A 24,059-nucleotide genomic window follows, 5' to 3' on the forward strand; every position below is an offset into this window, starting at 1 on the left:
CTAATTCCGATCTGTCCGCAGCCAAGCACGGTGCGGCCAACAGGAGACAGGACATGACCGCTTTCACCATCCACAGCATCGACACCGCCCCCGAAGAATCGAAGGACCGTCTGGCTGCGGTCAAGAAAGGCTGGGGCTTCATCCCCAAGCTGCAGGCGACGCTCGCCGAAAGCCCGGTGGCGTTGAAGGCCTATGACGATCTGTTCGGCCTGATCGCGGCGGAGGCCAGCCTGAGCCCGGCCGAACAGCAGGTCGTCTATCAGGCCATCAACGTCTTTCATGGCTGCGAATATTGCGCTTCGGGCCACACCTTCCTGTCGCGCAAGGCGGGGGTTCCCGAAGACGTGATCCAGGCAATCCGCTCCCTCCAGCCGATTGCCGATCCCCGTCTGCAGGCGCTGCGCGTCTTCGCGGAAACGGTCGCCGAGCAGCGCGGCTTTGCCGGAGACGCGGCGGTCGAGGCATTTCTCGCCGCCGGGTTCAGCAAGGCGCAGCTGCTCGAGGTGGTGACGATCATCGCCACCAAGGTGATCAGCAATTACACCAACCACCTCACCCACACGCCGCTCGAGGATTTCATGAACGATCCCGCGCTGCGCTGGCACGACCCCAAGGGCCGCACCCCCAAGCGCGGTTGAGCCTGCACGGCATCCAGCAGGTCATGTCCTCCCCGGTGGTCCTGCGACCATCGGGGCATGGCCTGTCAGGGAAGCGCGACCGTCTGCACCTCGTCGCCGCCGAAGCGCAGCGTCCGCGCGAAGGTACCGCGCTTGACCTCGACCTGGTTGACCTGGCGCGGATAGATGTCGCGCAGGATCGTGGTCTGGATCGCGACCGCCTTGGGACGTCCCTTTATCGAACCAGCGTAATTCATCCGCACCTCGCGCACGCCGATATCGACCGAGGCGACCGAAAGCGGCACCTCCTGTCCATCGGCGCGCAGCTTGAAATGTGCGAGCAGATAGGTTTTCAGCTCGGCAATGGCGTCGGGATCGTCGAGGCTGGTCTGCGCATTCGGCGCAATCTCGGCGAGCGCGGGTTCCAGATCATGCGCCTCGAACCGATGCGAGACGGTAACCGCACCATCGGGCTCCAGCGTGACGACGGTCATCGCATCATGCCCGCGATGGGCATTCGCCTGGGGGGCGAGCGTCAGGCTCGCAACCGCCGCCACGATGGCAGAGAAACGCCGCATCATTTCGGCGCGCCAAATGTGCGGAGCGAATCGGGCTGCACCTTGACGTCCGAATCCTTCATCCGGTTCTTGGTTTCCTCGGGCGTTTCGATGCCCAGCGTCTTGGGGTCGATCTGGCCGGTATAGACATTGTTAGAGCGGTCGGCATCGGCGGTCTCCCAGAGCGGATCCACCTCGGCACGCGTCAGCGTTTTGGGGGTCACGAACTGCCAGGTCACCGCCTTCTGGTTGTAGCGCCAGACCTCTGCCGGGATGCGCGCGGTCTCGCTGGATCCGTCGGCGAAATCCATCTTGAGGATCACCGGCATGACAAGGCCACCGCGATTGGAGAAACTGAAGCGATAGAAGTTATCGGTCACCTGGCGCGCCGCCTTTTCCTCCGCCGTCAGATCGGCAAAGGCTTCCGCCGCCTTGCGCTTGTCGGCGGCGGTGGCGTCGAGCGGGTCGATGCTGTCATAGAAATCGCGCGTCGCAGGATCGCGCTCGACCACGGTCTGCTGCCCGGCATTGCGCGCGGCGGTGAGCGATCCGGGCTCGGCATCGCGGCGCTTCTTGCGCTCGGCGGCAGCGGCGGTGGCGTCCGCCGGTTCGAGCGTCGCACGCACCACCTTGTCGAGCGCGATATCGACATGGTCGGTCGAATAGAACCAGCCGCGCCAGAACCAGTCGAGATCGACGCCAGAGCTTTCCTCCATCGTGCGGAAGAAGTCATAGGGCGTGGGATGCTTGAACCGCCAGCGTGTCGCATATTCGCGGAAGGCGCGGTCGAACAGCTCGCGCCCCAGGATCGTCTCGCGCAGGATCGTGAGCGCGGTGGCCGGCTTGCCATAGCCGTTCGCGCCGAATTGCAGCACCGAATCCGACTGCGTCATCAACGGCATCTGGTTGGTCGAGAGCATGTATTCGGCGATATCCTTGGGCTCGCCGCGCCGCGCCGGATAATCCTTGTCCCACAGCCGTTCGGCCTGGAACTGCAGGAAGGTGTTCAGCCCCTCGTCCATCCAGGTCCATTGCCGCTCGTCCGAATTGACGATCATCGGGAACCAGTTGTGGCCGATCTCGTGGATCACCACGCCGATCAGCCCGTATTTGGCGCGCTCGGTATAAGTGAGGTTGCCTGTCTTCTTGTCCTTCACCGGGCGCGGGCCGTTGAAGGTGATCATCGGATATTCCATCCCGCCCACCGGCCCGTTGACCGACTGCGCAACCGGATAGGGATAGGGAAAGGCAAACTTGCCATAGACGTCGATCGTGTGCGCGATCGCCTTGGTCGAATAGGCGTCCCAGAGCGGGCGTGCTTCCTTGGGGAAGAAGCTCATCGCTATGACCAGCGGCTGATCGGCATAATCCTGTTTCACGCCCATCGCGTCCCAGGCGAACTTGCGCGAACTCGCCCAGCCGAAATCGCGGACATTGGTGGCGGAGAATATCCAAGTCTTCTCGCCCGAGGCCTTGCCGCGTTCTGCCGCCTCCGCCTCTTGCGGAGTCACCACATAGACCGGGCTGGTGGCCGACTTGGCCTGTTCGAGCCGCTGGCGCTGCGCGGGACTCAGCGCCTGGTCGGGGTTCTGCAGCACGCCGGTGGCGGCCACGACATGGTCAGCGGGAACGGTCAGCGCGACGCGATAGTCACCGAATTCCAGCGTGAATTCGCCCGACCCCAGGAATGCCTTGTTGTGCCAGCCTTCATAGTCCGAATAGACCGCAAGCCGCGGGAACCATTGCGCGCCTTCGAAAATGCAATTGCCGTCCTCGCCCGGCTGGGTGAAGCACTCGTAGCCCGATCGCCCGCCAACCACCTTGTTCTCGGCCATCGGGAACGACCATTCGATCGAGAAGCTGGTCTCGCCGCCATTGGGAGCGACCGCCTGGGACAGATCGATACGCAGCAGGCTGTCGACCACGGTGAAGGGCAGCGCCTTGCCGCTGGCATCGCGCACCGCAGCGATGGTGAAGCCGCCCTCCCATTCCTTGAGGCGCTTGAGCCGGCGCACTTCGGCCAGGCTGATCTTGTCACCCGAGACAGTCTCGGTCATCGCCTCGATCGAATCGCGCTTGTACTGGTTCTGATCGAGCAGCAGCCACAGATAGGGCAGCGCATCGGGCGAGTTGTTGACATAGCGGACCGTCTGGCTGCCGCTGACCGTGCGCCTGGCCTCGTCGAGCCGCGCCTTGACGTCATAATCGACCTTCTGCTGCCAGTAGCGATAGCCCGGCGCGCCAGAGGAATTGCGATAATCGGTCGGGGTCGGCCATTCCTCGCCTTCGAGCTGGCGGAACTTGTCCTCGTAACTGCCCTTGGTCTGCTCGACCGGGCTGGCAGAGGCAGTTGCGGTCGCAGCAGCAAGCGCGAACAGCGAAGCGGAAACGGCGGAAAGACGACGCAAGACAACCCCCTTTTCAGGGCGTTATCGCCCCTGAAACGATCAGACCGCTTGCATGTGATACTATCGCATGGTGGTCAATGCCCCGGCGCTTCGATTTGCGATGAATTGTCACCCTTATGGCAACGCTGGCATTCAGCTCAACGCCAGCACGCTGGTCATGATCACGCGCACCAGCTCGGCATGGCCGCTCGCGCCGGTCTTGGCATAGATTTTCTTCGAGTAATTCCGCGCGGTTTCCTCGCTCAGCCCGAGCGCCGCGGCGGCGTCCCTGATGCTGGTCGCCTGAGCGAGCAGCCAGGCCAACCGCGCTTCGCTGGGCAACAGGCCGAACATGTCGACCAGCTGCTCGCACCGATCGGCCTGGCTGCGCCGGTCGCCGCTGACATAGACGATGACGCTGGCCGAACGATGGCCCGATATCGTCTCGCCCTGAAGCGGCGCGACCAGCATGTCGAGCCAGGGATCGCGGCTGAGGTTAATCGCCAGCGGCCGCACCGTCTTCCCGGCGGCAACTTGCTTCAGATAGCCGGTGAGCTGCCGGTCCACAGCCGGGTCGGCCGGTACCAGCCGGTCATAGCGTCCGCGCCGGATCAGGCTGCCCCATTGGAACATCTGTCCGGCATTCTCGCTCGCCTCGACGATCCGCCCCTGGGCATCGAGCGTTAGCCAGCCGATGTTCAGCCGATTGAACGCCTCGCCCGTGACTGCCGAGCGGAAGCGCTCGCGCTCCAGGGCAGCGAAGCTGCGCAGCGCAATCTTAAGGTGCGGCGCCAGCGCCAGCACCAGCGCGCCCGCAGCCGAGCCCAGATCTCTCTCCCCAGCACAGGCGAGCCAGCCGTCGACGCCGCTCGGTTCGGTCACCCGCACCGCCCGCAGCGCCTTGATTCGCGCGGCTGCCAGTGTCTCGCGATCGGCTGCACCGCCCAGATCGATCAGCTCTTCGAGCGCATAGCTTCGCCCCTCCCGCATAGCGGCGCTCACCAGCAGGCGTCGCAGCGCGCTCGCGGGTCCCTCGCCCGCCACGAGCTCTGCAACATCGCTCTGCCCCTGGGGACGGATGGCAAGCAGCGTCAGCGCCGCGCCGGAACTCGCGCGCAGGCGGTGCAGGAAGTCATCCCACAAGGGAGCCTGGAACATGCCCTCGTGCAGGGATTCGAGCAGACCGGGGTCGAAACGCATGAATTTTCTATACCCTCCCAAATGGGAGGTTCAAGACAGATGTTGGCGTGCCATCTGCGCGGCATCCCAGCACGGAGCTCTGCCGATGACCCGCACCCTCACCCATATCGAGCGCCTCGAGGCGGAAGCGATCCACATCATGCGCGAGGTGGTGGCGCAGTCCGAGAAGCCGGTGATGCTCTATTCGGTCGGCAAGGACAGCGCGGTCATGCTCCATCTGGCGCGCAAGGCCTTCTTCCCCTCGCCCCCGCCCTTCCCGCTGCTGCATGTCGACACCACCTGGAAGTTCCAGGACATGTACGCCCTGCGCGACAAGATGGCGCGCGAGAGCGGCATGGAGCTGCTGGTCTATCAGAACCCCGAAGCGGCGGAGCGCGGGATCAATCCGTTCGATCACGGCCCGTTGCACACCGACATGTGGAAGACCGAGGGGCTGAAACAGGCGCTCGATCTGCATGGCTTCGATGCGGCGTTCGGCGGCGCGCGGCGCGACGAGGAAAAGAGCCGCGCCAAGGAGCGCATCTTCTCGTTCCGCACCGCCAGCCATGGCTGGGACCCGAAGAACCAGCGGCCCGAATTGTGGAACCTCTACAACGCCCGCAAGAACAAGGGCGAAAGCATCCGCGTCTTCCCGATCAGCAACTGGACCGAGCTCGATATCTGGCAGTACATCCAGCTGAACGACGTGCCGATCGTGCCTCTGTATTTCGCGGCGATCCGCCCGACCTTCGAATGGGAGGGCCAGTTGTTCATGGCCGATGACATCCCTCGATTGGAAAAGGTGCTGGGCTACACGCCCGAGATCACCAACCGCTCGATCCGCTTCCGTACCCTGGGCTGCTTCCCGCTGACCGGCGCTGTCGAAAGCACGGCCAGCACCCTGCCCGAGGTGATCCAGGAAACCTTGCTCACCACCACGTCCGAACGCCAGGGCCGCGTGATCGACAAGGACGCGGGCGGTGCGGGGATGGAGAAGAAGAAGCAGGAGGGCTATTTCTGATGGAAACCGCCGACCAGACCCCCGTCTACCAGACAGACGCCCTGATCGCCGAGGACATCCTCGCCTATCTCGACAAGCACCAGCACAAGACGATGCTCCGCTTCATCACCTGCGGGTCGGTGGACGACGGCAAGTCGACGCTGATCGGGCGGCTGCTCTATGACAGCAAGATGATCTTCGAGGATCAGCTGGCCGCGCTGGAAGCCGACAGCAAGCGCGTCGGCACGCAAGGGCAGGAGATCGATTTCGCGCTGCTCGTCGACGGCCTTGCTGCAGAGCGCGAACAGGGCATCACCATCGATGTCGCCTATCGCTTCTTCTCGACCGAAAAGCGCAAGTTCATCGTCGCCGACACGCCGGGGCACGAACAGTATACGCGCAACATGGTCACCGGCGCCTCGACGGCAGACCTTGCCGTCATCCTGATCGACGCGCGCAAGGGGGTGCTGACGCAGACGCGGCGGCACAGCTATCTCGCGCACCTGATCGGCATCCGCCACATCGTGCTGGCCGTGAACAAGATGGACCTGATCGACTACAGCCAGGCGCGGTTCGACGAGATCGTCGCAGAATATCGCGAGTTTGCAGCATCCATCGGCATCGGCGATTTCGTGGCGATGCCGATCAGCGGCTTCAAGGGCGACAATATCACCGCGCCCTCGCCCAACACGCCCTGGTATTCAGGGCCCAGCCTGGTCGAGCATCTGGAAACGGTCGAGGTCGACAGCGCCACCGATCAGGCAAAGCCTTTCCGCATGCCGGTGCAATGGGTCAACCGTCCGAACCTCGATTTCCGGGGCTTTTCCGGCCTGATCGCGGGCGGCACGGTGAAGCCAGGCGATGCGGTGCGGGTTTTGCCCTCGGGCAAGACCAGCACGGTCAGCCGCATAGTCACGCTTGATGGCGATCTCGACAGTGCCGTCGCAGGCCAGTCGGTGACGATCTGCCTCGCCGACGAGATCGACTGTTCGCGCGGCGACGTCATCGCCACCGCCGACCAGCCGCCCCAGGCTGCCGACCAGTTCGAGGCGACCATCGTGTGGATGGATGACGACGCCATGCTCGTCGGGCGGTCCTATTGGCTCAAGCTCGGCACGCAGACCGTGTCGGTGACGGTGCAGCAGCCCAAATATACCGTGAACGTCAACACGTTGGAGCATCTGGCGTGCAAAACGCTGGAGCTCAACGCGATCGGTGTCGCCGAGATCGCGACCGACAAGCCCTTGGTGTTCGAACCCTATGCCGAAAGCCGGACGCTGGGCGGCTTCATCCTGATCGACAAGCTGACCAACCGGACCGTCGGCGCAGGGATGCTGCACTTTGCGCTGCGCCGCGCGCAGAACGTGCACTGGCAGGCGACCGACATCACCCGCGAGGTGCATGCGTCGTTGAAGAACCAGAAGCCCAAGGTGCTGTGGTTCACCGGGCTGTCGGGTTCGGGCAAGTCGACCATCGCCAACGAGGTGGAAAAGCGGCTCAACCTGATGAACCGCCACACCTTCCTGCTCGATGGCGACAATGTCCGCCACGGCCTGAACCGCGATCTCGGCTTTACCGAGGCCGACCGGATCGAGAATATCCGCCGCGTCGGCGAGGTTGCCAAGCTGATGGCCGATGCCGGGCTGATCGTGCTGACTGCATTCATCAGCCCGTTCCGCGCCGAGCGCGAGATGGTGCGCAAGATGCTTCCGCAAGGCGAGTTCGTCGAGATTTTCGTCGATACGCCATTGGAGGTCGCCGAGGCGCGCGATGTGAAGGGGCTGTACAAGAAGGCCCGTTCGGGCGCGCTCAAGAATTTCACCGGGATCGACAGCCCGTACGAGCCGCCCGAGGATCCGGACATCCGCGTCAACACGGTCGAGATGACGCCGGAAGAGGCCGCCGAACATATCGTCCGCCAGCTGATGCCGCTCAAATGAGCATGACCGACGCCGAACTTGCCGCGCATCTGGCGCATGCTGCGGGGCAGACGCTGCTGGCGGTACGCATGTCGAGCGGGCTGGAAGGCCAGTCGCTCGGCAAGGCGGGTGATGCTGCCGCCAATGCCTTTCTGTGCGACGCGCTGCGACGCGAACGCCCCGATGACGGGCTGTTGAGCGAGGAGGAGAAGGACAATCCCGCGCGGTTGGACAAGAGCCGCGTGTGGATCGTCGATCCGGTCGACGGCACCCGCGAATATGGCGAGGCGCGCGCCGACTGGGCGGTGCATGTCGCGCTCGCAGTCGATGGCGTGGCGACAATCGGCGCGGTGGCCCTGCCGGGGCTCGATCTGGTCCTGCGATCCGACCAGCCGCAGCCCCTGCCCCCCGGCGCGCCGATCCCGCGCATGTTGGTCAGCCGCAGCCGCCCGGCCAGGGAAGCATTGGCGGTGGCGGAAATCCTGGGCGCGGAACTCGTGCCGATGGGCAGCGCCGGCGCCAAGGCGATGGCCGTGGTGCGCGGCGAGGCGGAAATCTATCTCCACACCGGCGGGCAGTATGAATGGGACAGCTGCGCGCCGGTTGCTGTCGCTGCCGCGCACGGTTTGCACGTCAGCCGCGCCGATGGCGCGCCGTTGGTCTACAACCAGGCGGACACTTACATGCCCGACCTGCTGGTCTGTCAGCCGGAATGGGCCGAGCGCGTCCTCGCGGCCATGCGTTCGCTGCCGGGCTGACCGTCAGGCGGGCTGAGGATTGCCGAGCAGATTATACGGATCGATGCCGCGCGCGCGCAGCCGCTCGTGCGCCATGGCGTAATAACGCGGCGCATCGATGTTCAGCCGCTTGCGCGCCGCAGCCAGTGGCTCGGCGAGCAGCGCGAGCATCGGCTGTTCGGCAATGCGCGGGCACGCCTTGCCCAGCCTTTTGGCTTCGCCGACCGCCTTCAGCACCGGGGCATCGCTGCCGATCGTGCGCCGGATATTGAGCGCGGCCATATAGGCGATGAAGATATTGCCGGGCGACGGGTTCTGGCCATAGGTGAAGGCCAGCACCGACGCTTCGCCCAGCGCGTCGCGGCCATAGCCGGTCAGCACATGCAGCAGGTCATGCGTGTCGCGCAGCCGGTTGACATACCATTCGACCATGTCGCCATAACGGCGATTGCCCTGGAACCGGTCATATTCGGCGACCAGCCCGGCAGCCGACAGCCCCTCGCGCTCCATGAAATCGACATAGGCATGCGCGACGCTGCCCTTGGGCATGGCGCGCAGCCGAGCATGATCGTCGAGAATGTCGGGAAGATAAGGCTCGCTGATCCGCAGCTGCCGCCCGAAATCGCTGTACACGAAGGCCCGGATCTCATCGACCAGCTTCAACCGCGGCAGGCACTGGAAGATGTGGAAGACCTGCTCGGTATCTTCCTTGTCCGCAATCAGCTTGCGAAAATGGTGCATGGCCCTGAACGGGCGGAACTTCGGCACGGGCCGCTCGGGATGACGGAATATCGGCTCGGACATGGTCAACCTTTCTCGCCCTCTCACTGACAATCGTGTCAATAGCATGCGGCGCAAAGGTTGAAAAGTCGTGTCATCGCCGGTGACACATCATCAGAAGTCGATCGCGATGCCCTTGTGCTCCCAGTCGCCGAAGCGGGTCGGGCCCTTGGCGGCCTCCTCGGCATCGCCATCGGCGATCGGCTGGGGCACGGGCACGGGCGGCGATTTGCCCCAATGCGCGGGCGGCTTGACATGATCGGGGCGGCGCGTCGCGCGGGGGGTATCTGGCATGCTGCGTCCCTTGGGCTGGGCCGCCCGATCGATTGAAAACCGGCGCGGCATTCCTACATTTCTTGCGGGCATATGGGGCGTGCCGGGCGCGATGTGAAGCACCGGGCATGCAATGTCAGACAAGGATTTTGAACCGAGATGAACGGACTTAAGACCACCATGCTGCTGGCAGCGCTGACCGCGCTGTTCATGGCCTTGGGCTATACGCTGGGTGGATCGGTTGGCGCGGTGATCGCGCTGCTGGTCGCGGCGGGCATGAACCTGTTCACCTTCTGGAATGCCGACAAGATCGTGCTGAAAATGCACAATGCCGTCGAGGTGAGCGCTGAGAGCCACCCGGATTTCTACAATCTGGTCGCCCGTCTGGCCGAGCGCGGCGGACTGCCGATGCCGCGCGTCTATATCATCGATCAGGCTGCGCCCAACGCCTTCGCCACGGGGCGGAATCCTGAAAACGCCGCTGTGGCTGCGACCACGGGCCTGCTGCAGATGCTGAGCCGCGACGAGGTGGAAGGCGTGATGGCGCACGAACTGGCGCATGTGAAGAACCGCGACACGCTGATCATGACCATGGTCGCGACGATCGCCGGCGCGGTGTCGATGCTCGCCAATTTCGGGCTGTTCTTCCGCGACGACAATCGCAACCCCTGGGCGGCGATGCTGGCGGTCTTCGTCGCGCCCTTTGCCGCGATGATCGTGCAGATGGCGATCAGCCGGACGCGCGAATTCGGCGCGGATCGCGGCGGTGCGGAGATCAGTGGCAAGCCGCTTGCGCTCGCCTCGGCGCTGGCGCGGATTTCGAACCAGGCGCAGCGAATTCCCAACCCGGTGGTCGAGCGCAACCCGGCGGCGGCGCAATTGTACATCGTGCCCTCGGGGGTGCGCGCGCTGTTCTCGACGCATCCCGATACCGGCGACCGCATCGCCGCGCTGGAGGCGATCGCGCGCGAACAGGGCAGCGCCCCGCCTCCCCCCCGCCGGGGCAGCGCGCTTGATCCGCTGGGCAGGCGGTGAGCCCATCCAAAATCCTGCCCGAGCTCGTCTCGGGGAGGGGGACCGCTGACCGCAGGTCAGTGGTGGAGGGGTAGCGGGATGGCACAATGGTCCAGCGCGGCAACATCCCGCTGCCCCTCCACCACCCGCTTCGCGGGCGGGCCCCCTCCCCCAGCAAGCTGTGGGAGGATTTGATTTGTCAGGCGTCCCCGCCTAACGCCGCCCAATGAACAACCGCTCCTCCGCCCCTGACGACACCCCTGGCCTGCCCGCACGCCGCGCGGCGCTGAAAATGCTCGATGCCGTAATGCGGCGCGGGGAATCGCTCGATGTCGCCCAGCATGCCGCCTGTCAGGGGATCGAGGACCGTTCCGACCGCGCGCTCGCCATGGCGATTGCGGGCGAAGTTCTCCGGCACCTTCCGGGGCTCGACCTGCTGATCGACAGCATGACGCGGCTGCCGCTCGCGGACGACGCCAAGGCGCGGATGGTGCTGCGCATCATGCTCGCTCAGACTTTGGCGCTCGAAACCCCGCCGCATGCGACGATCGCGACCGCACTGCCGCTGCTGCAAGGCGGGCCGCGCAAGCTGGCGCATGGAGTGTTCGGCAGCCTGATGCGCGCAGGCGTGGCGTTGCCTGCGCCCGCGCTGCCGCCGGCCACCGCCAACCGCTGGACTGCGCTCTGGGGTGAGGCCATGGCCGAAGCTGCCAGCGCCGCGCTCGGCAGCCCTCCTCCGCTCGACCTCAGCCTTGCCGACGCCTCCAAGAGCGCCGCAACCGCCGAGCAGCTGGGCGGCGTGTCGCTCGCCCCCGGCCATGTCCGCCTGCCTCGCGCAGGGGCGATCGAACAGATCGAGGGCTTCGAATCGGGCGACTGGTGGGTGCAGGATCTCGCCGCCAGCCTGCCAGCGCGGCTGCTGGGTGCGGGCCAGGGTCGCTTCGTGCTCGATCTGTGCGCTGCGCCGGGCGGCAAGACGATGCAACTCGCCGCCGCCGGCTGGCAGGTGACCGCGCTCGACAATTCGGAAAAGCGGTTGAAGCGCCTGCGCCAGAACCTCAAGCGCACCGGCCTCGATGCCGAGACGATTACCGACAACCTGCTAGAATGGCGTCCTGACGAGCAGGCCGATGCCGTTCTGCTCGATGCGCCGTGCAGCGCCACCGGCATTTTCCGCCGCCATCCCGATGTCCTCTATCGCATCGGCGCGCGCCATATCGAGGATCGCGCGCAGCAGCAGGCGCAATTGCTCGAGCGCGCCTCGAACTGGGTGAAGCCCGGCGGCGTTCTGGTCTATGCCGTCTGCTCGCTGGAAAAGGCCGAGGGCGAGGATGTCGTCGCGCACTTCCTTACCGAAGACAGCCGCTACACGATCGACCCCGTGGCCACCGACGAACTCCCCGCTGGGGTTATGCCCGATGGGCTGGGCCAGGTGCGCACCCTGCCCGGCATGCTGGCGGACGCGGGCGGGCTGGACGGCTTTTTCATGGCCCGGCTGCGCCATCGGGCCTGACTGTCCGGCTCTGGGCCAAATCATGTGGAAAAGCGCCGCAAAGCGCCTTGCTCCACAAGATGTTGAGGTTTAAGCGGCTAGGCCTATGCCGCAGCCCCCATTGATAGCTCCGTCGATCCTGTCCGCCGATTTCGCGCGTCTGGGCGAGGAAGTGCGCGCGATCGACTCGGCGGGAGCGGACTGGATTCATATCGATGTGATGGACGGGCATTTCGTGCCCAATATCACCATCGGCCCGGCGGTGGTGAAGGCGCTGCGTCCGCACACGACCAAGCCGTTCGACGTGCATCTGATGATCTCGCCGGTCGACCAGTACGTCCAGGCCTTTGCCGATGCCGGCGCGGACATCATCACCGTGCACCCCGAGGCAGGGCCGCATGTTCACCGCACGGTGCAGCTGATCAAGTCGCTGGGCAAGAAGGCGGGCGTGGTGCTCAACCCCGCGACTCCGGCCAAGATGCTCGACTATCTGATCGACGAGGTCGACCTTGTCCTGGTGATGAGCGTCAATCCCGGCTTTGGCGGACAGAGCTTCATCTCCAGCCAGCTGCGCAAGATCGAGGCGATCGCGAAGATGATCGCAAAATCGGGCCGCGCGATCGATCTGGAGGTCGATGGCGGCATCGACACGATCACCGCGCCACAGGCAGTGGATGCCGGGGCGAATGTGCTGGTTGCAGGCACGGCAAGCTTCAAGGGCGGACCCGATCGCTACGCTGCCAATATCCGGGAGCTGAAGGGCCAATGAGCGATGTCCTGTCCGAGAGCCGCCGGACAGGCGCCCGCGCAGCCCAGGCCAGCGAGGACGAACGCCGCCTGCCGTTGATCGGCGCGGACCTCGAATCCCGCCCGGACCTGATCGAGGACAGCCCGCAATCGGCACGCAAGCAGCTCGTGCGTGTGGAAAACGATCGCGGCCTTTCGCTCACTGAAAGCATCGTTCATTATTTCTACCGGATGACCTGGCGCACGCCGCTGCACAAGCTGCGGCTCAAGGGCCGTTCGCCGCTGCGGCTGCTCGCAGCGCCCGACGATCCGTTCCCCGGCGATGCGCGGCGCGGCAAGGCGATCCGCGCCGGCTTCTTTCAGGTTGCTGGCCAGCGGATCGAATTTGCCAAGCTCAACTTCGCGACGCTCCAGGCGCCGCCAGAGGCGCTCGATTACATTCACAGCTTTGCCTGGCTGCGCGATCTGGCCGCAGCGGCACCGCGCGAAACCTGCGTGCCCATCGCCGAGAAGTTGGTCGATCAGTGGCTCGCTGCGAATCTCGAGACCGTGGCCGATCCGGCCTGGCGCGCCGATCTGGCCGCGCGCCGCATGCTCAATTGCGCCGCGCATGCACCGCTGATCCTGTCGAGCAGCGATCTTGTTTATCGCTCGCGCGTGCTGCGCAATTTCGCCAGCACGGCGCGGCATCTCGACCATGTTGCCGACAAGGCGCCGGAAGGCCTCGCACGGGTCACCGCTTGGGCGGGCGTGGTCGGCGCGGCGCTGCTGCTGCCCGATGGCGAGCCGCGCCGCATCTTCGGCGAAGCAGGGCTGAAGCGCGCGATCGAAGGCTTTATGGGCGAGGATGGCGGCGCGCTCTCGCGCTCGCCGCTGGCGCAGATCGAGGCGATCAAGGTGCTGTCCATGCTGCGCGCGGTCTATGCTGCACGCGGCGAGCTGCTGTCTCCCATTGTCGAACTGGCGCTGAGCCGTGCGGTGCCGGCGCTGCAGGGATTGACCCACCACGACGGAGGCCTGGGCAGTTGGCAGGGCGCACCGGGCATTTCTGCCGAGAGCATGGCGACGCTGATCCGCGCGAGCGGCATCCGCGCGCGGCCTTTGCGCGATGCGCGGCACTGGGGCTATCAGCGCGTGCCCGCCGGGCGCACCGTGGTGCTGGTCGATGCCGGGACCCCCGCCATGGCGCGGCATGCGGTCATGGGCTGCGCGTCCACCCTGGCCTTCGAGATGAGCCATGGGCCCTATCGGCTGATCGTCAATTGCGGCGGCGCGAGCGCGATTGCCCCCGACATGCCGCCCGAGCTTGCCAGGGGCCTGCGCGCGACGGCGGCGCACTCGACGTTATGCCTCGACGATACCAACAGCACCTCGGTGCTCCCCAAGGGCCAACTCGGCAAGGGCGTGGGGCTGGTCGAGCTCGACCGGCGCGACAGCGATGATGCCGCGCGGCTCGACATGACGCATGACGGCTATGCCAGGCGCTATGGTCTGATCCACCGCCGCCTGCTCGTGCTGCGCAGCGACGGCCGCGAATTGCGCGGCGAGGACGTGCTGCTGCCCGCCGCCAAAAGCGGTTTCGGGCGTGGGTTTGGCCGTCAGAAACAGGGCGATGTGCCGTTTGCCATCCGCTTCCATCTGGGGCCGGATGTCGAGGCGCATCTTGCGACCGATGGCTGGGGCGTGTTTCTGCGCGTCGCCGACGGATCGCTCTGGCAGTTCCGTTCTGCCGCCAGCAAGGTAACGCTCGAGGAAAGCCTCTGGGTGGACGAAAACGGGCAGATCCGGCCCAGCCAGCAGATTGTCCTTTCCGGCACCGCATCGGTGGGCGGCGGCAATTATGGCTGGCTTATCAAGCATATGGGATAATCACGTGACCGATATTGCGATCAAACGCGCACTGCTTTCCGTCTCTGACAAAAGCGGCCTGGCCGAACTCGGGAAAACACTGGCGGCGCATGGGGTGGAGCTCATTTCCACCGGCGGCACTGCCAAGGCGCTGCGCGATGCGGGCCTTGAAGTGCGCGACATTTCCCAGATCACCGATTTCCCTGAAATGATGGACGGCCGCGTCAAGACGCTGCACCCGATGGTGCATGGCGGGCTGCTCGCGGTGCGTGACAATGCCGAGCATGTCGCGGCGATGGAAGCGCATGGCATCGGCGCGATCGATCTGGTCGTGGTCAACCTCTATCCCTTCGCCGCGACCGTCGCCAAGGGTGCGGAGCGCGACGAGATCATCGAGAATATCGATATCGGCGGCCCCAGCATGGTGCGCTCTGCCGCCAAGAACCATGCCTTCGTCACGATCGTCACCGATCCCGCCGATTATGCGACGCTGGCGCAAGAGATGCAGGCGAGCGGCGGTGCAACCACGCTTGCCTTCCGCCGCAAGCTAGCGGCCAAGGCCTATGCCGCCACGGCCGAATATGACGCGATGATCGCGAGCTGGTTCGCCTTTGCCGATCAGGGCGAGATGTATCCCGAGAAGCTCTCGGTCCCGTTCCGCAAGGGCCAGGCGCTGCGCTATGGCGAGAATCCGCACCAGAGCGCGGCGCTCTATCTGCCCGCCTTCGCGCCCGGCGGCTCGCTCGCCGACCACCGTCAGGTTCAGGGCAAGGAGCTGAGCTTCAACAATCTGAACGACGCCGATGCGGCGCTAGAGCTGGTCGCCGAATTCCGCGACGGCCCGCCGACCGTGGTCATCGTCAAGCACGCCAATCCGTGCGGTGTGGCGAGCGGCGACGATCTGGTCAGCGCCTACAAGGCGGCGCTGCAGTGCGACAGCGTGTCGGCCTTTGGCGGCATCATCGCGGTCAACCGCCCGCTCGACGGCCCCACCGCCGAGGCGATCAGCGACATCTTCACCGAGGTGGTCTGCGCGCCCGATGCCGATGAGGCGGCCAAGGCGGTGTTCGCGAAGAAGAAGAACCTGCGGCTGATCCTGACCGGCGATCTTTGGGACCCGGCGCGCGGCGGCATCGCGCTGCGCACGATCGCGGGCGGCGCGCTGCTGCAATCGCGCGACAATGGCCGCATCCGCCGCGAAGACCTGAAGGTCGTCACCAAGCGTGCCCCGACCGAGCAGGAGCTGACCGACTGCCTGTTCGCGTGGACCGTGGCCAAGCACGTCAAGTCGAACGCGATCGTCTATGCCAAGGATGGCGCGACCGCCGGGATCGGCGCGGGTCAGATGAACCGCCGGGATTCGGCGCGCATCGCCGCTGCCAAGGCGCGCGAGGCCGCAGAAACCTATGGCTGGGGCGAGCCGCGCACGGTGGGCTCCTCGGTCGCTTCGGACGCCTTCTTCCCGTTCGCCGACGGCCTGCTGGCGGCGGTCGAAGCGGGCGCGACGGCGGTCATCCAGCCGGGCGGGTCGATGCGCGATGATGAAGTGATTGCGGCCGCTGACGAGGCTGGCCTGGCGATGGTGTTCACCGGAATGCGCCACTTCCGCCACTGATCTGGCGCCACTGATCGGGCGAGCCCGGCGCGGATCAGCCCTGCCGGGCGAGCACCTCATAGGCCATGACGGCGGCGGCGACCGCGGCGTTCAGGCTGTCCGCCTTGCCGAGCATCGGGATCTTGACCAGCAGGTCGCACTCCGCCTCATAGGCGGGCGGCAGCCCCTGCGCCTCGTTGCCGATCAGCAGGAAGCAGGGCGCAGCATAATCCGCACCGCGATAATCGAAGCTGGTGTTGAGGCTGGTGCCGACCAGCTGCCCCGGTCCGGCGCGCAGCCAGCGCAGGAAATTGCCCCATTCGGCCTGCGCCACCGGCACGGTGAACACCGCACCCATGCTCGCGCGCACCGCTTCGACCGAGAACGGATCGACGCACTGGTCGACCAGGATCAGCCCGCCCGCGCCCACCGCGTCGCAGGTGCGTAGCATGGTGCCCAGATTGCCCGGATCGCGCATCGACTGCGCGACCAGCCAGATACCCGAGCGGCTGCGATTGAGCGCGTCGAGCGACGTCGGCAGATCGGCGAACACGCCGAGCACCGTCTGCGGATTGTCCTTGCCGCTGATCTTGGACAGGATATCGCTGGTAGTCTCGTAGATCGTGCCGCCCGCCGCGACGACCGCCGCTTCGAGCGCGTCGATCAGCGGGTGCGGGTCGCGCTGCTGGCCCAGCCACAGCGCTTCGGGAACAATGCCGGCCTCGCGCGCCTCGGTGAGCAGCCTGAGCCCCTCGGCAAGGAAACGGCCCTCGCGCTTGCGGTGTTTCTTTTCACGCAAGCTGCGCGCCGCCTTGACCGCGGGGTTGGAAAATCCGGTGATGAGATGGCGATGAATCGTCATGGCAAGGGGCCGGAAGGACGGTTAGTCCTCGCCGAAACCGTCCATGACCAGGCCGACCAGCTTCTTGAGCGCGGCGTCTTCGCCCTCGCCCTCGACGCGGATGGTGATGCTGTCGCCGCGCGCGGCACCCAGCATCATCAGCCCCATGATCGAGCTTCCGGTAACCTCGTTGTCGTCCTTGCTGACGTGCACCTTCACCGTTTCGGGCAGGCGCGCGACGGCAGCGACGAACTTGGCGCTCGCCCGGGCGTGCAGGCCACGCTGGTTGGTGATCTGCACGGTCTGCTCGCTCATTGCGCGCTTTCCTGGCCCAGCAGGTCGGAGGCGACGCTGATATATTTCTGCCCGGCATCGCGCGCGGCCGCGACCGCATCGCGCACGTTCATCGATCGGCGTGCGCCCTCGAGACGGATCAGCATCGGCAGGTTGACCCCGGCAATCACCTCGACCCGGCCCGCTTCGAGCAGCGAGATGGCGAGGTTCGAGGGCGTGCCGCCGAACAGGTCGGTCAGCACGATCACGCCCTTGCCGGTATCGACCCTGGCGATGGCGGCCGCGATATCCGCGCGCCGCTGCTCCATGTCATCATTGGGGCCGATATCGATAGTTTCGATATGCTGCTGCTTGCCCACCACATGTTCCATCGCGACCAGAAATTCCTGCGCGAGCCGTCCATGGGTGACGAGAATAAGACCGATCATGGGGGATGTTTATACCAGTTTCTGTAGCTTGAAGTCTCTATTGCCGACGTCTGTCCCTGACCCGCGCCAGTTTCAGCGATCTCTCCCCTGCCCGGCGCGCTGCCTTCATGCGGGCGGCGGCGCGGGGCTTTCTTCTATGGCATCCGTGGGTCGTGACGTCAGGTTGCGATGCTGGACAGTGGGACAAAAGCCTGCTGCTTGCAAGCGTTTGGTGATCTCCTGCGCGACGAACACCGACCTGTGTCTCCCCCCGGTACAGCCGATTGCGATGTGCACATAGGCCTTGGCCGCCGCCTGATAGCGCGGCAGCAGGAAGGTCAGCAGATCGACGATACGATCGACGGCGCCCTGATAGGCCGGGTCTTCGGTGATGAACGCGCCCACCGGCGCTTCCAGCCCGGTCATCTCGCGCAAGGAACGGTCCCAATAGGGATTGCGCAGGAAGCGCATGTCGAACACCAGATCGGCGCTCGGCGGCATACCGCGCGCAAAGCCGAAACTGGTGACGATGATGCTGGTCGGCGACTGCTCGAGCGCAAAGCGGCTGCGAATTTCCTGCTGCAGGTCCGACAGGCCGAGGTTGGTCGTATCAATGACATTTTCCGCCCAGCGCCTCAGCGGCTGCAGCCATTCGCGCTCCTCGGCAATACCGGCTTCGGCCGAACGGTCCTGCGCCAGCGGGTGACGGCGCCGCGTCTCGGCATAGCGCCGCTGCAGCTCGCGCCCCGCGCAATCGAGGAACAGCGTGCTGATCGCATATTCGGGTCGCTCCTCGAGATCGCGCACCTGCCGCACGATCGATCCCGGATCAAACCCGCGCGTGCGCGTATCGAAGCCGATGGCGAGCGGCCGCTCCTGCCCGTCGCGGCGAACCGCCTGCGGCGTATCCATCAGCAAAGGCAAAAGCCGGATGGGGAAATTGTCGATCGCCTCCCAGCCCAAATCTTCCAGCGTCTTGAGCGCGGTCGATTTGCCAGCACCCGACAGCCCCGTGACCAGAAGCACGCGGTGCGGTTCGACAGCAGGCAAACCCGCCTGTGCAGTACTGGAATCGGTCATTGGCCACCCCTGGCGTGCCGCGCTCGTGTCGGGCCGCGCCCATCTGTGACTAGCCTTTGACCCCATAGGCTTGCAATGCCATTTCGGCCTTGATCGGTAGCACCCGGCTATCGGGCGACAGCAGGATTTCCGGGATATCCACGCCCAGCAACGCGCGATGCTGGCTCCGTTCGATCCAGCGCGGCGCAGCGCGGTTGAGCTCGATCAGCAGCGCAACCGGGCAATCCGGGCCGGGCTCGATCGGCAGCAGCCCCAGATTGCGCACCTCGATCATGCCGCCGATATGGGGCGCGGGCGAGGCGATGATGCGATTTCCCGCGCGGTGCAGTGCGGTGTGATCGTCACTGATCAGCCGCGCGCCGCGATCGATCAGCGCCAGCGCCAGTTCGGACTTGCCGATGCCCGATTCGCCGCTGATCAGCAGTGCTGCGCCGCCAATGCTGACGCAACTCGCCGGATAGGTGATCCTGTCACCCTGCGCCATGATCCCCTCCCCTCATCCGCGTTCGGATTTATCCCCATTCTAGCGCCATTTTCAGGCCGGGGAAATCGGCAGTTCCTGCTGATCCTTGGCAGGCAGGCAGATCTCGAACACTGCGCCCTGCGCTCCATCGTCGCGATCGGCGACCGTGATCGTGCCGTGATGCCCCTCGACGATCGTCCGCGCGATGGCGAGACCCAGGCCGCTATGCTGGCCGAACGCCTCTCCCTCGGGGCGCGCGCTATGGAAGCGACGGAAAATCGCCTCGCGCTCGCTGGGCTGCACGCCGGGGCCTTCGTCGATCACCCGCACCAGCACGCGCCCGCGCATCTGCGTCGCCTCGATCCGCACCAGTCCGCCGGGCGGCGAGAAGGATATGGCATTGTCGAGCAGGTTGGAGATGACTCGTTCCAGCCGCGTCCCCTCGCCCATCACCACCGCGACGCCACGCCGGGGCCGGGCGAAGGCGGTCTCGCGCCCCTGGTTGAGCCCGCGCGAACGGCGCAGCTCGAGCAGATTCTCGATCATCTCGCCCAGATCGATCGGCTCGAACCGGGTCCGGGTCAATTGCGCGTCGACGCGCGACGCCTCGGAAATATCGGTGATCAACCGGTCGAGCCGCCGGACGTCGCTGCACGCAATCTCGAACAGCTGCGCGCGCAGTCGTTCGTCCTTCACGCTGGCCAGCCCCTCGAGTGCAGAGCGCAGCGAGGCGAGCGGATTCTTGAGCTCGTGGCTGACATCGGCGGCAAAGGCCTCGGTCGCGTCGATCTTCATGCGCAGCGCCATGCTCATGTCGGAAAGCGAACGCGCGAGCAGGCCAATCTCGTCGCCGCGCGAGGGCAAGCGCGGCACCACCACCTCGCGCGCGCGGCCCAGCCGCACTCTGACGGCAGCGCTCGCGAGGCGACGCAGCGGCTGCACGATCGTCCGCGCCAGAAACAAGGAAAACAGGATCGAGACCAGTGCCGTCGCCAACACGATCATCGACAGGTTGAAACGCTCCTTGCGCACGATCCTTGTAACGTCGCGGGCATTGTAGCTGGTCAGCAGCATGCCACCGCCCCGGGGAAGCGCAATCGCCGCGCTGATCATCGGGGTGCGATCTGGCGCATAGCGCATCCGGGCGATCGCTGTCCGGCTGCGCTGGGCCTCGAGCGCCTCTGGCCAGTTCTGCAGCCGATCGGGTCGGCGCTCGACGAAACGGTCGACCCGCTTTGCATCGACCAGCCAGTCGAAGCCCTGATCGAGCAGCCGTGCGGCATGGCGCTGCCAGGGCTCTTCGGACGGATCGCGCAGGCGATAGGCGGGCGACGCCAGCGCGAAACTGTCCAGCGTAACGGGGCCGCGCGCCTCATAGAGCCGGATGCGCGAGTCATAGCGCCGGCTGACCGCCTTGATCATGGCGATGCGATCCGGCTGGTCGAGACGCTCCAGCGCATGCGCAAGCAGCCAGATGCTCTGCTGCTCCTGCTCGAGCCGTTCCTGGATGATCTGCTCGCGATAGCTGTCGAGATAGAGCAGCCCGCCTCCGAGCATCGCCACCGCGAACACGTTTACCGCCAGGATGCGCCAGGTCAGCGAGACCCGGCGCGTCCAGCCCAGCCGCAATGCGGACGGGTTATTCTCCTGCGAAACGGTAGCCGGCGCCATAGAGGGTATCGATAGCGGAAAATTCGGGATCGACCTCGCGGAACTTGCGCCGCAGCCGCTTGATATGGCTGTCTATCGTGCGGTCGTCGACATAGACATCGTCCTGATAGGCCGCGTCCATCAGCTGGTTGCGGCTCTTGACGACGCCGGGCCGCGCGGCCAGCGCTTCCAGGATCAGGAATTCGGTGACGGTCAGCGTCACCTTCTTGCCATCCCACGCCACCATATGCCGCGCCGGGTCCATCTCCAGCCGCCCGCGCACGATCGGCTCTGCGGCGGGCTCGTCGCTGGGCACTTCGGGTGCGCGCATCAGTTCGGCGCGGCGCAGGATCGCCTTGATCCGCGCGATCAGCAGCCGCTGCGAGAACGGCTTAGTGATATAATCGTCCGCCCCCATGGCGAGGCCCAGCGCCTCGTCCAGCTCCTCGTCCTTTGAGGTCAGAAAGATCACGGGCACCGCGCTGTGCTCGCGCACCCGGCGCAGCAGCTCCAGACCGTCCATGCGCGGCATCTTGATGTCGAACAGACACAGGTCGGGCGGCGTGTCGACAATCGCCTTGAGCGCCGTCTCCCCGTCCGAATAGAGCCGCGTGACAAAGCCTTCCGCCTGCAGCGCGATCGATACCGATGTCAGAATGTTGCGGTCGTCATCGACCAGCGCAATCACTGCCGCCATGAGTGGCCGTATCCTCCTCGAACTGCGTCGTCATGCCGGTCGCATATCATGGCGGCAGGGTAAACAGCTATCTGGCGAATGCCGCAACGCAGCATTTTGGGTGTGCATCCGCAACAATGCACTACCCATGTTATGACACCGGTAGCAGCTATTGACAGACATGGCGGCAGACGTCTTGGACAGTTGCATCACGAGAAAAGGACTGCGTGAGTCGTCCCGGATTGACGAAGGCTGGCGGTTGGGCGCGAGATCAGCCAGGGGCGGCATCAACTTGGGAGAATATCAGCAGTGGCCATCAAATCCAAAGTTTCGCTTGCCGATCAGGGCATTACCGCAACCGACAACCAGCACTGGAACCTCGGCACCGAAGCCCTGGTCGAAGAGGCCCTGCGCAACGGCGAGGGATCGCTGGCCAAGGGCGGCGCACTGGTCGTCGCAACCGGCAAGCACACGGGCCGCAGCGCCAATGACAAGTTCATCGTCCGCGACGCCGAGACCGAAAACACCGTCTGGTGGGGCAAAACCAATGTCGCGATGACGCCCGAGAATTTCGCTACGCTCAAGGCCGATTTCCTGGCCTTTCTCGCCGAAAAGCCCAAGCTCTACGTACAGGACCTGTTCGGCGGGTCGCAGCCCGAATATCGCGTCAACGTGCGCGTCATCAACGAATTCGCCTGGCACAGCCAGTTCATCCGCACGCTGCTCGTCCGCCCCAAGGCCGAGGAGCTTGCCGATTTCGCGCCCGAATACACGATCATCGACCTGCCCAGCTTCCGTGCCGATCCGGCCAAGCACGGCACGCGCAGCGAGACCGTGATCGCGGTGAACCTAACCGAAAAGCTGATCCTGATCGGCGGCACCGCCTATGCGGGCGAGATGAAGAAGTCGGTCTTCGGCATCCTCAACTATCTGCTGCCGACCAAGGGCGTGATGCCGATGCACTGTTCGGCCAATATCGGCCCCGAAGGCGACACCGCGGTGTTCTTCGGCCTGTCGGGCACCGGCAAGACCACGCTGTCGGCCGACGCCAGCCGCACGCTGATCGGCGATGACGAGCATGGCTGGTCGGACACTGCCGTGTTCAACTTCGAAGGCGGCTGCTATGCCAAGATGATCAACCTCTCGCCCGAGGCCGAGCCCGAAATCTATGCCACCACCGGACGCTTCGGCACGGTGCTGGAAAATGTGGTGATGGACCCGGCCACCCGCACGCTCGACTTTGCCGACAATTCGCTCGCCGAAAACAGCCGCGGTTCGTACCCGATCGACTTCATCCCCAACACGTCGAAGGACAATCTGGGGCCGGTACCGAAGAACATCATCTTCCTGACCGCCGACGCCTATGGCGTGCTGCCCCCGATCGCGCGGCTGACCCCCGAACAGGCGATGTACCACTTCCTTTCGGGCTATACCGCGCGCGTCGCCGGTACCGAAATCGGCGTGACCGAGCCTTCGGCGACCTTCTCGACCTGTTTCGGTGCGCCGTTCATGCCGCGTCACCCGTCGGTCTATGGCAATCTCCTCAAGGAGCGCATTGCCAAGGGCAATGTCACCTGCTGGCTGGTCAATACCGGCTGGACCGGCGGCAAGCACGGCGTCGGCAGCCGCATGCCGATCAAGGCGACGCGCGCGCTGCTCAACGCCGCGCTCGACGGCAGCCTGAACAGCACCGAATTCCGCAAGGACCCGAATTTCGGCTTCGAGGTTCCTGTCAGCGTGCCGGGCGTCGAAAGCGCGATTCTCGATCCGCGCGGCACCTGGGCGGACAAGGCCGATTACGACGCCACCGCGCAAAAGCTGGTCGGCCAGTTCATCGACAATTTCGCGCAATTCGAAGAGCATGTCGATGAGGCGGTCCGCGCCGCCGCCCCGCAACGTCAGGCCGTCGCCGCCTGACCCGGCCCCGTTCACGATCGGGCCTTCCTTGCCGAAAGCCCAATCATGACCGACCGCAGCATAAGATTTTTCGATTCCAGCGCAGCCGTTCGCCATCTTGGCGAGCGGCTGATCGCTTCATGCCTCCCATACGAGGAATGGACGCACGAGGCGCATGTCGCCGCCTGCTACTGGCTTGTCGCGGAGCGGCCCGATATCTGCCTGGCCAACGACCTGCCCGGCATCATCCGGCGACACAATGACAGCGTCGGCACACCCAACACCGACAGCAGCGGTTTCCACGCCACGATCACGCATTGCTATGCAATGGGTGTCGCGGCGTTTCACCGGCGCTGCGATGAAGTGGTGCCACTGGTCGATCGGGTCAATCTCCTGCTGACCGAGCCCGAGAGCGCGCGCGACTGGCCGCTACGCTTCTATTCGCGCGATCGGCTGTTCTCTGTCGAAGCGCGGCGTGCGGTGATTTTACCTGATCTGGAGGCGCTGCCTGGCTAATGCCGATGGCGTGCTCCTGCTCGCAGTGATAACTTGAACCGTTCTCCGGCGAAAGCCGGAGCCCAGAAGTCAGATGGCACGGCATCCACTCT

At 65.2% G+C, this 24,059-nt stretch carries 23 protein-coding genes; 11 read left to right on the forward strand and 12 right to left on the reverse strand.

Translation table 11 applies throughout. The annotated features are described in order from the left end of the window. The first annotated feature begins 53 nt into the window (after window positions 1-53). Complete coding sequence (locus tag OPU69_RS10705) at window positions 54-638, forward strand: carboxymuconolactone decarboxylase family protein (protein ID WP_498510931.1); 585 nt, start codon at window positions 54-56, stop codon at window positions 636-638. A 65-nt stretch (window positions 639-703) separates the two neighbouring features. On the opposite strand, the gene OPU69_RS10710 is transcribed toward OPU69_RS10705, so the two are convergent. From OPU69_RS10710 to OPU69_RS10720, 3 genes are all read right to left on the reverse strand, one after another. Continuing rightward, entirely contained in the window at window positions 704-1,198 is a 495-nt protein-coding gene (locus OPU69_RS10710; RefSeq protein ID WP_498510933.1) for a DUF6702 family protein, read from the reverse strand. Next, window positions 1,195-3,582 (reverse strand): M1 family metallopeptidase, encoded by a 2,388-nt coding sequence (locus tag OPU69_RS10715; protein WP_498510935.1) that lies wholly within the window; start codon window positions 3,580-3,582, stop codon window positions 1,195-1,197. The genes OPU69_RS10710 and OPU69_RS10715 overlap by 4 nt, the downstream gene beginning before the upstream one ends. A 132-nt stretch (window positions 3,583-3,714) precedes the next feature. Continuing rightward, window positions 3,715-4,761, reverse strand: coding sequence for a helix-turn-helix transcriptional regulator (locus tag OPU69_RS10720; protein ID WP_498510937.1), 1,047 nt, complete (start codon window positions 4,759-4,761; stop codon window positions 3,715-3,717). Between OPU69_RS10720 and cysD the strand changes: the two genes are divergently transcribed. The 3 genes from cysD to OPU69_RS10735 are packed head-to-tail and all read left to right on the forward strand — an operon-like array spanning window position 4,760 to window position 8,417. Continuing rightward, on the forward strand, window positions 4,760-5,761 hold the full coding sequence (gene cysD, locus OPU69_RS10725) for a sulfate adenylyltransferase subunit CysD (protein ID WP_498510939.1): 1,002 nt from the start codon (window positions 4,760-4,762) through the stop codon (window positions 5,759-5,761). The two genes, OPU69_RS10720 and cysD, sit on opposite strands and share 2 nt — an antisense overlap. Beyond that, the gene (cysN, locus tag OPU69_RS10730; protein ID WP_498510941.1) at window positions 5,761-7,680 is read left to right on the forward strand and encodes a sulfate adenylyltransferase subunit CysN; all 1,920 of its coding nucleotides are present in this window, start codon (window positions 5,761-5,763) and stop codon (window positions 7,678-7,680) included. Before cysD ends, cysN begins: the two co-directional genes overlap by 1 nt. A gap of 2 nt (window positions 7,681-7,682) precedes the next feature. Next, entirely contained in the window at window positions 7,683-8,417 is a 735-nt protein-coding gene (locus tag OPU69_RS10735) for a 3'(2'),5'-bisphosphate nucleotidase CysQ (RefSeq protein WP_498510943.1), read from the forward strand. 3 nt (window positions 8,418-8,420) lie between these two features. Here OPU69_RS10735 and OPU69_RS10740 read toward each other — a convergent pair whose 3' ends face one another. Together OPU69_RS10740 and OPU69_RS10745 are read right to left on the reverse strand one after the other, a co-directional pair. Beyond that, the gene (locus OPU69_RS10740; RefSeq protein ID WP_498510945.1) at window positions 8,421-9,200 is read right to left on the reverse strand and encodes a Coq4 family protein; all 780 of its coding nucleotides are present in this window, start codon (window positions 9,198-9,200) and stop codon (window positions 8,421-8,423) included. Window positions 9,201-9,290: 90 nt separating this feature from the next. Continuing rightward, on the reverse strand, window positions 9,291-9,470 hold the full coding sequence (locus OPU69_RS10745) for a DUF1674 domain-containing protein (RefSeq protein ID WP_498510947.1): 180 nt from the start codon (window positions 9,468-9,470) through the stop codon (window positions 9,291-9,293). A gap of 138 nt (window positions 9,471-9,608) precedes the next feature. On the opposite strand from OPU69_RS10745, the gene OPU69_RS10750 reads away from it, so the two are divergent. From OPU69_RS10750 to purH, 5 genes are all read left to right on the forward strand, one after another. Then, window positions 9,609-10,484, forward strand: coding sequence for a M48 family metalloprotease (locus tag OPU69_RS10750; RefSeq protein WP_498510949.1), 876 nt, complete (start codon window positions 9,609-9,611; stop codon window positions 10,482-10,484). Window positions 10,485-10,689: 205 nt separating this feature from the next. Continuing rightward, window positions 10,690-11,976, forward strand: a complete 1,287-nt coding sequence (locus OPU69_RS10755) for an RsmB/NOP family class I SAM-dependent RNA methyltransferase (protein WP_498510951.1) — start codon at window positions 10,690-10,692, stop codon at window positions 11,974-11,976. A gap of 85 nt (window positions 11,977-12,061) precedes the next feature. Continuing rightward, window positions 12,062-12,724 (forward strand): ribulose-phosphate 3-epimerase, encoded by a 663-nt coding sequence (gene rpe, locus OPU69_RS10760; protein WP_060980338.1) that lies wholly within the window; start codon window positions 12,062-12,064, stop codon window positions 12,722-12,724. Continuing rightward, the gene (locus OPU69_RS10765; RefSeq protein WP_498510953.1) at window positions 12,721-14,571 is read left to right on the forward strand and encodes a heparinase II/III family protein; all 1,851 of its coding nucleotides are present in this window, start codon (window positions 12,721-12,723) and stop codon (window positions 14,569-14,571) included. The genes rpe and OPU69_RS10765 overlap by 4 nt, the downstream gene beginning before the upstream one ends. Before the next feature lie 4 nt (window positions 14,572-14,575). Beyond that, complete coding sequence (gene purH, locus OPU69_RS10770) at window positions 14,576-16,165, forward strand: bifunctional phosphoribosylaminoimidazolecarboxamide formyltransferase/IMP cyclohydrolase (RefSeq protein ID WP_498510955.1); 1,590 nt, start codon at window positions 14,576-14,578, stop codon at window positions 16,163-16,165. 34 nt (window positions 16,166-16,199) lie between these two features. On the opposite strand, the gene OPU69_RS10775 is transcribed toward purH, so the two are convergent. The 7 genes from OPU69_RS10775 to OPU69_RS10805 all read right to left on the reverse strand — a co-directional run bounded on the left by OPU69_RS10775 (window position 16,200) and on the right by OPU69_RS10805 (window position 21,576). Next, the gene (locus tag OPU69_RS10775) at window positions 16,200-17,006 is read right to left on the reverse strand and encodes a TrmH family RNA methyltransferase (protein WP_498510957.1); all 807 of its coding nucleotides are present in this window, start codon (window positions 17,004-17,006) and stop codon (window positions 16,200-16,202) included. A gap of 21 nt (window positions 17,007-17,027) precedes the next feature. Next, the gene (locus OPU69_RS10780) at window positions 17,028-17,300 is read right to left on the reverse strand and encodes an HPr family phosphocarrier protein (RefSeq protein ID WP_060980341.1); all 273 of its coding nucleotides are present in this window, start codon (window positions 17,298-17,300) and stop codon (window positions 17,028-17,030) included. After that, window positions 17,297-17,707: a PTS sugar transporter subunit IIA gene (locus OPU69_RS10785; protein WP_060980342.1), complete on the reverse strand. Its 411-nt coding sequence runs from the start codon at window positions 17,705-17,707 to the stop codon at window positions 17,297-17,299. Before OPU69_RS10785 ends, OPU69_RS10780 begins: the two co-directional genes overlap by 4 nt. 105 nt (window positions 17,708-17,812) lie before the next feature. Continuing rightward, window positions 17,813-18,766, reverse strand: a complete 954-nt coding sequence (gene rapZ, locus OPU69_RS10790; RefSeq protein WP_060980343.1) for an RNase adapter RapZ — start codon at window positions 18,764-18,766, stop codon at window positions 17,813-17,815. Between the two features lie 49 nt (window positions 18,767-18,815). Continuing rightward, window positions 18,816-19,250: an HPr kinase/phosphorylase gene (locus tag OPU69_RS10795; RefSeq protein ID WP_498510960.1), complete on the reverse strand. Its 435-nt coding sequence runs from the start codon at window positions 19,248-19,250 to the stop codon at window positions 18,816-18,818. Between the two features lie 51 nt (window positions 19,251-19,301). Continuing rightward, complete coding sequence (locus OPU69_RS10800; RefSeq protein ID WP_498510962.1) at window positions 19,302-20,900, reverse strand: sensor histidine kinase; 1,599 nt, start codon at window positions 20,898-20,900, stop codon at window positions 19,302-19,304. Further along, window positions 20,869-21,576: a response regulator transcription factor gene (locus OPU69_RS10805; RefSeq protein WP_498510964.1), complete on the reverse strand. Its 708-nt coding sequence runs from the start codon at window positions 21,574-21,576 to the stop codon at window positions 20,869-20,871. Before OPU69_RS10805 ends, OPU69_RS10800 begins: the two co-directional genes overlap by 32 nt. A 288-nt stretch (window positions 21,577-21,864) precedes the next feature. On the opposite strand from OPU69_RS10805, the gene OPU69_RS10810 reads away from it, so the two are divergent. Both OPU69_RS10810 and OPU69_RS10815 read left to right on the forward strand, forming a co-directional pair. Then, entirely contained in the window at window positions 21,865-23,472 is a 1,608-nt protein-coding gene (locus tag OPU69_RS10810) for a phosphoenolpyruvate carboxykinase (RefSeq protein ID WP_498510966.1), read from the forward strand. A gap of 45 nt (window positions 23,473-23,517) precedes the next feature. Next, window positions 23,518-23,967, forward strand: coding sequence for a hypothetical protein (locus tag OPU69_RS10815; RefSeq protein WP_498510968.1), 450 nt, complete (start codon window positions 23,518-23,520; stop codon window positions 23,965-23,967). The last annotated feature ends 92 nt before the right edge of the window (window positions 23,968-24,059 follow it).

The sequence above is a fragment of the Blastomonas sp. 34TW genome (assembly GCF_059803595.1).

Excerpts from the sequence above, each read along its gene's own strand:
- OPU69_RS10705 (WP_498510931.1), top strand. The coding sequence starts at position 54 with ATGACCGCTTTCACCATCCACAGCATCGACACCGCCCCCGAAGAATCG.
- OPU69_RS10710 (WP_498510933.1), bottom strand. The coding sequence starts at position 1,198 with ATGATGCGGCGTTTCTCTGCCATCGTGGCGGCGGTTGCGAGCCTGACG.
- cysD (WP_498510939.1), top strand. The coding sequence starts at position 4,760 with ATGAATTTTCTATACCCTCCCAAATGGGAGGTTCAAGACAGATGTTGG.
- OPU69_RS10720 (WP_498510937.1), bottom strand. The coding sequence starts at position 4,761 with ATGCGTTTCGACCCCGGTCTGCTCGAATCCCTGCACGAGGGCATGTTC.
- cysN (WP_498510941.1), top strand. The coding sequence starts at position 5,761 with ATGGAAACCGCCGACCAGACCCCCGTCTACCAGACAGACGCCCTGATC.
- OPU69_RS10735 (WP_498510943.1), top strand. The coding sequence starts at position 7,683 with ATGACCGACGCCGAACTTGCCGCGCATCTGGCGCATGCTGCGGGGCAG.
- OPU69_RS10740 (WP_498510945.1), bottom strand. The coding sequence starts at position 9,200 with ATGTCCGAGCCGATATTCCGTCATCCCGAGCGGCCCGTGCCGAAGTTC.
- OPU69_RS10745 (WP_498510947.1), bottom strand. The coding sequence starts at position 9,470 with ATGCCAGATACCCCCCGCGCGACGCGCCGCCCCGATCATGTCAAGCCG.
- OPU69_RS10750 (WP_498510949.1), top strand. The coding sequence starts at position 9,609 with ATGAACGGACTTAAGACCACCATGCTGCTGGCAGCGCTGACCGCGCTG.
- OPU69_RS10755 (WP_498510951.1), top strand. The coding sequence starts at position 10,690 with ATGAACAACCGCTCCTCCGCCCCTGACGACACCCCTGGCCTGCCCGCA.
- rpe (WP_060980338.1), top strand. The coding sequence starts at position 12,062 with ATGCCGCAGCCCCCATTGATAGCTCCGTCGATCCTGTCCGCCGATTTC.
- OPU69_RS10765 (WP_498510953.1), top strand. The coding sequence starts at position 12,721 with ATGAGCGATGTCCTGTCCGAGAGCCGCCGGACAGGCGCCCGCGCAGCC.
- OPU69_RS10775 (WP_498510957.1), bottom strand. The coding sequence starts at position 17,006 with ATGACGATTCATCGCCATCTCATCACCGGATTTTCCAACCCCGCGGTC.
- OPU69_RS10780 (WP_060980341.1), bottom strand. The coding sequence starts at position 17,300 with ATGAGCGAGCAGACCGTGCAGATCACCAACCAGCGTGGCCTGCACGCC.
- OPU69_RS10785 (WP_060980342.1), bottom strand. The coding sequence starts at position 17,707 with ATGATCGGTCTTATTCTCGTCACCCATGGACGGCTCGCGCAGGAATTT.
- rapZ (WP_060980343.1), bottom strand. The coding sequence starts at position 18,766 with ATGACCGATTCCAGTACTGCACAGGCGGGTTTGCCTGCTGTCGAACCG.
- OPU69_RS10795 (WP_498510960.1), bottom strand. The coding sequence starts at position 19,250 with ATGGCGCAGGGTGACAGGATCACCTATCCGGCGAGTTGCGTCAGCATT.
- OPU69_RS10800 (WP_498510962.1), bottom strand. The coding sequence starts at position 20,900 with ATGGCGCCGGCTACCGTTTCGCAGGAGAATAACCCGTCCGCATTGCGG.
- OPU69_RS10805 (WP_498510964.1), bottom strand. The coding sequence starts at position 21,576 with ATGGCGGCAGTGATTGCGCTGGTCGATGACGACCGCAACATTCTGACA.
- OPU69_RS10815 (WP_498510968.1), top strand. The coding sequence starts at position 23,518 with ATGACCGACCGCAGCATAAGATTTTTCGATTCCAGCGCAGCCGTTCGC.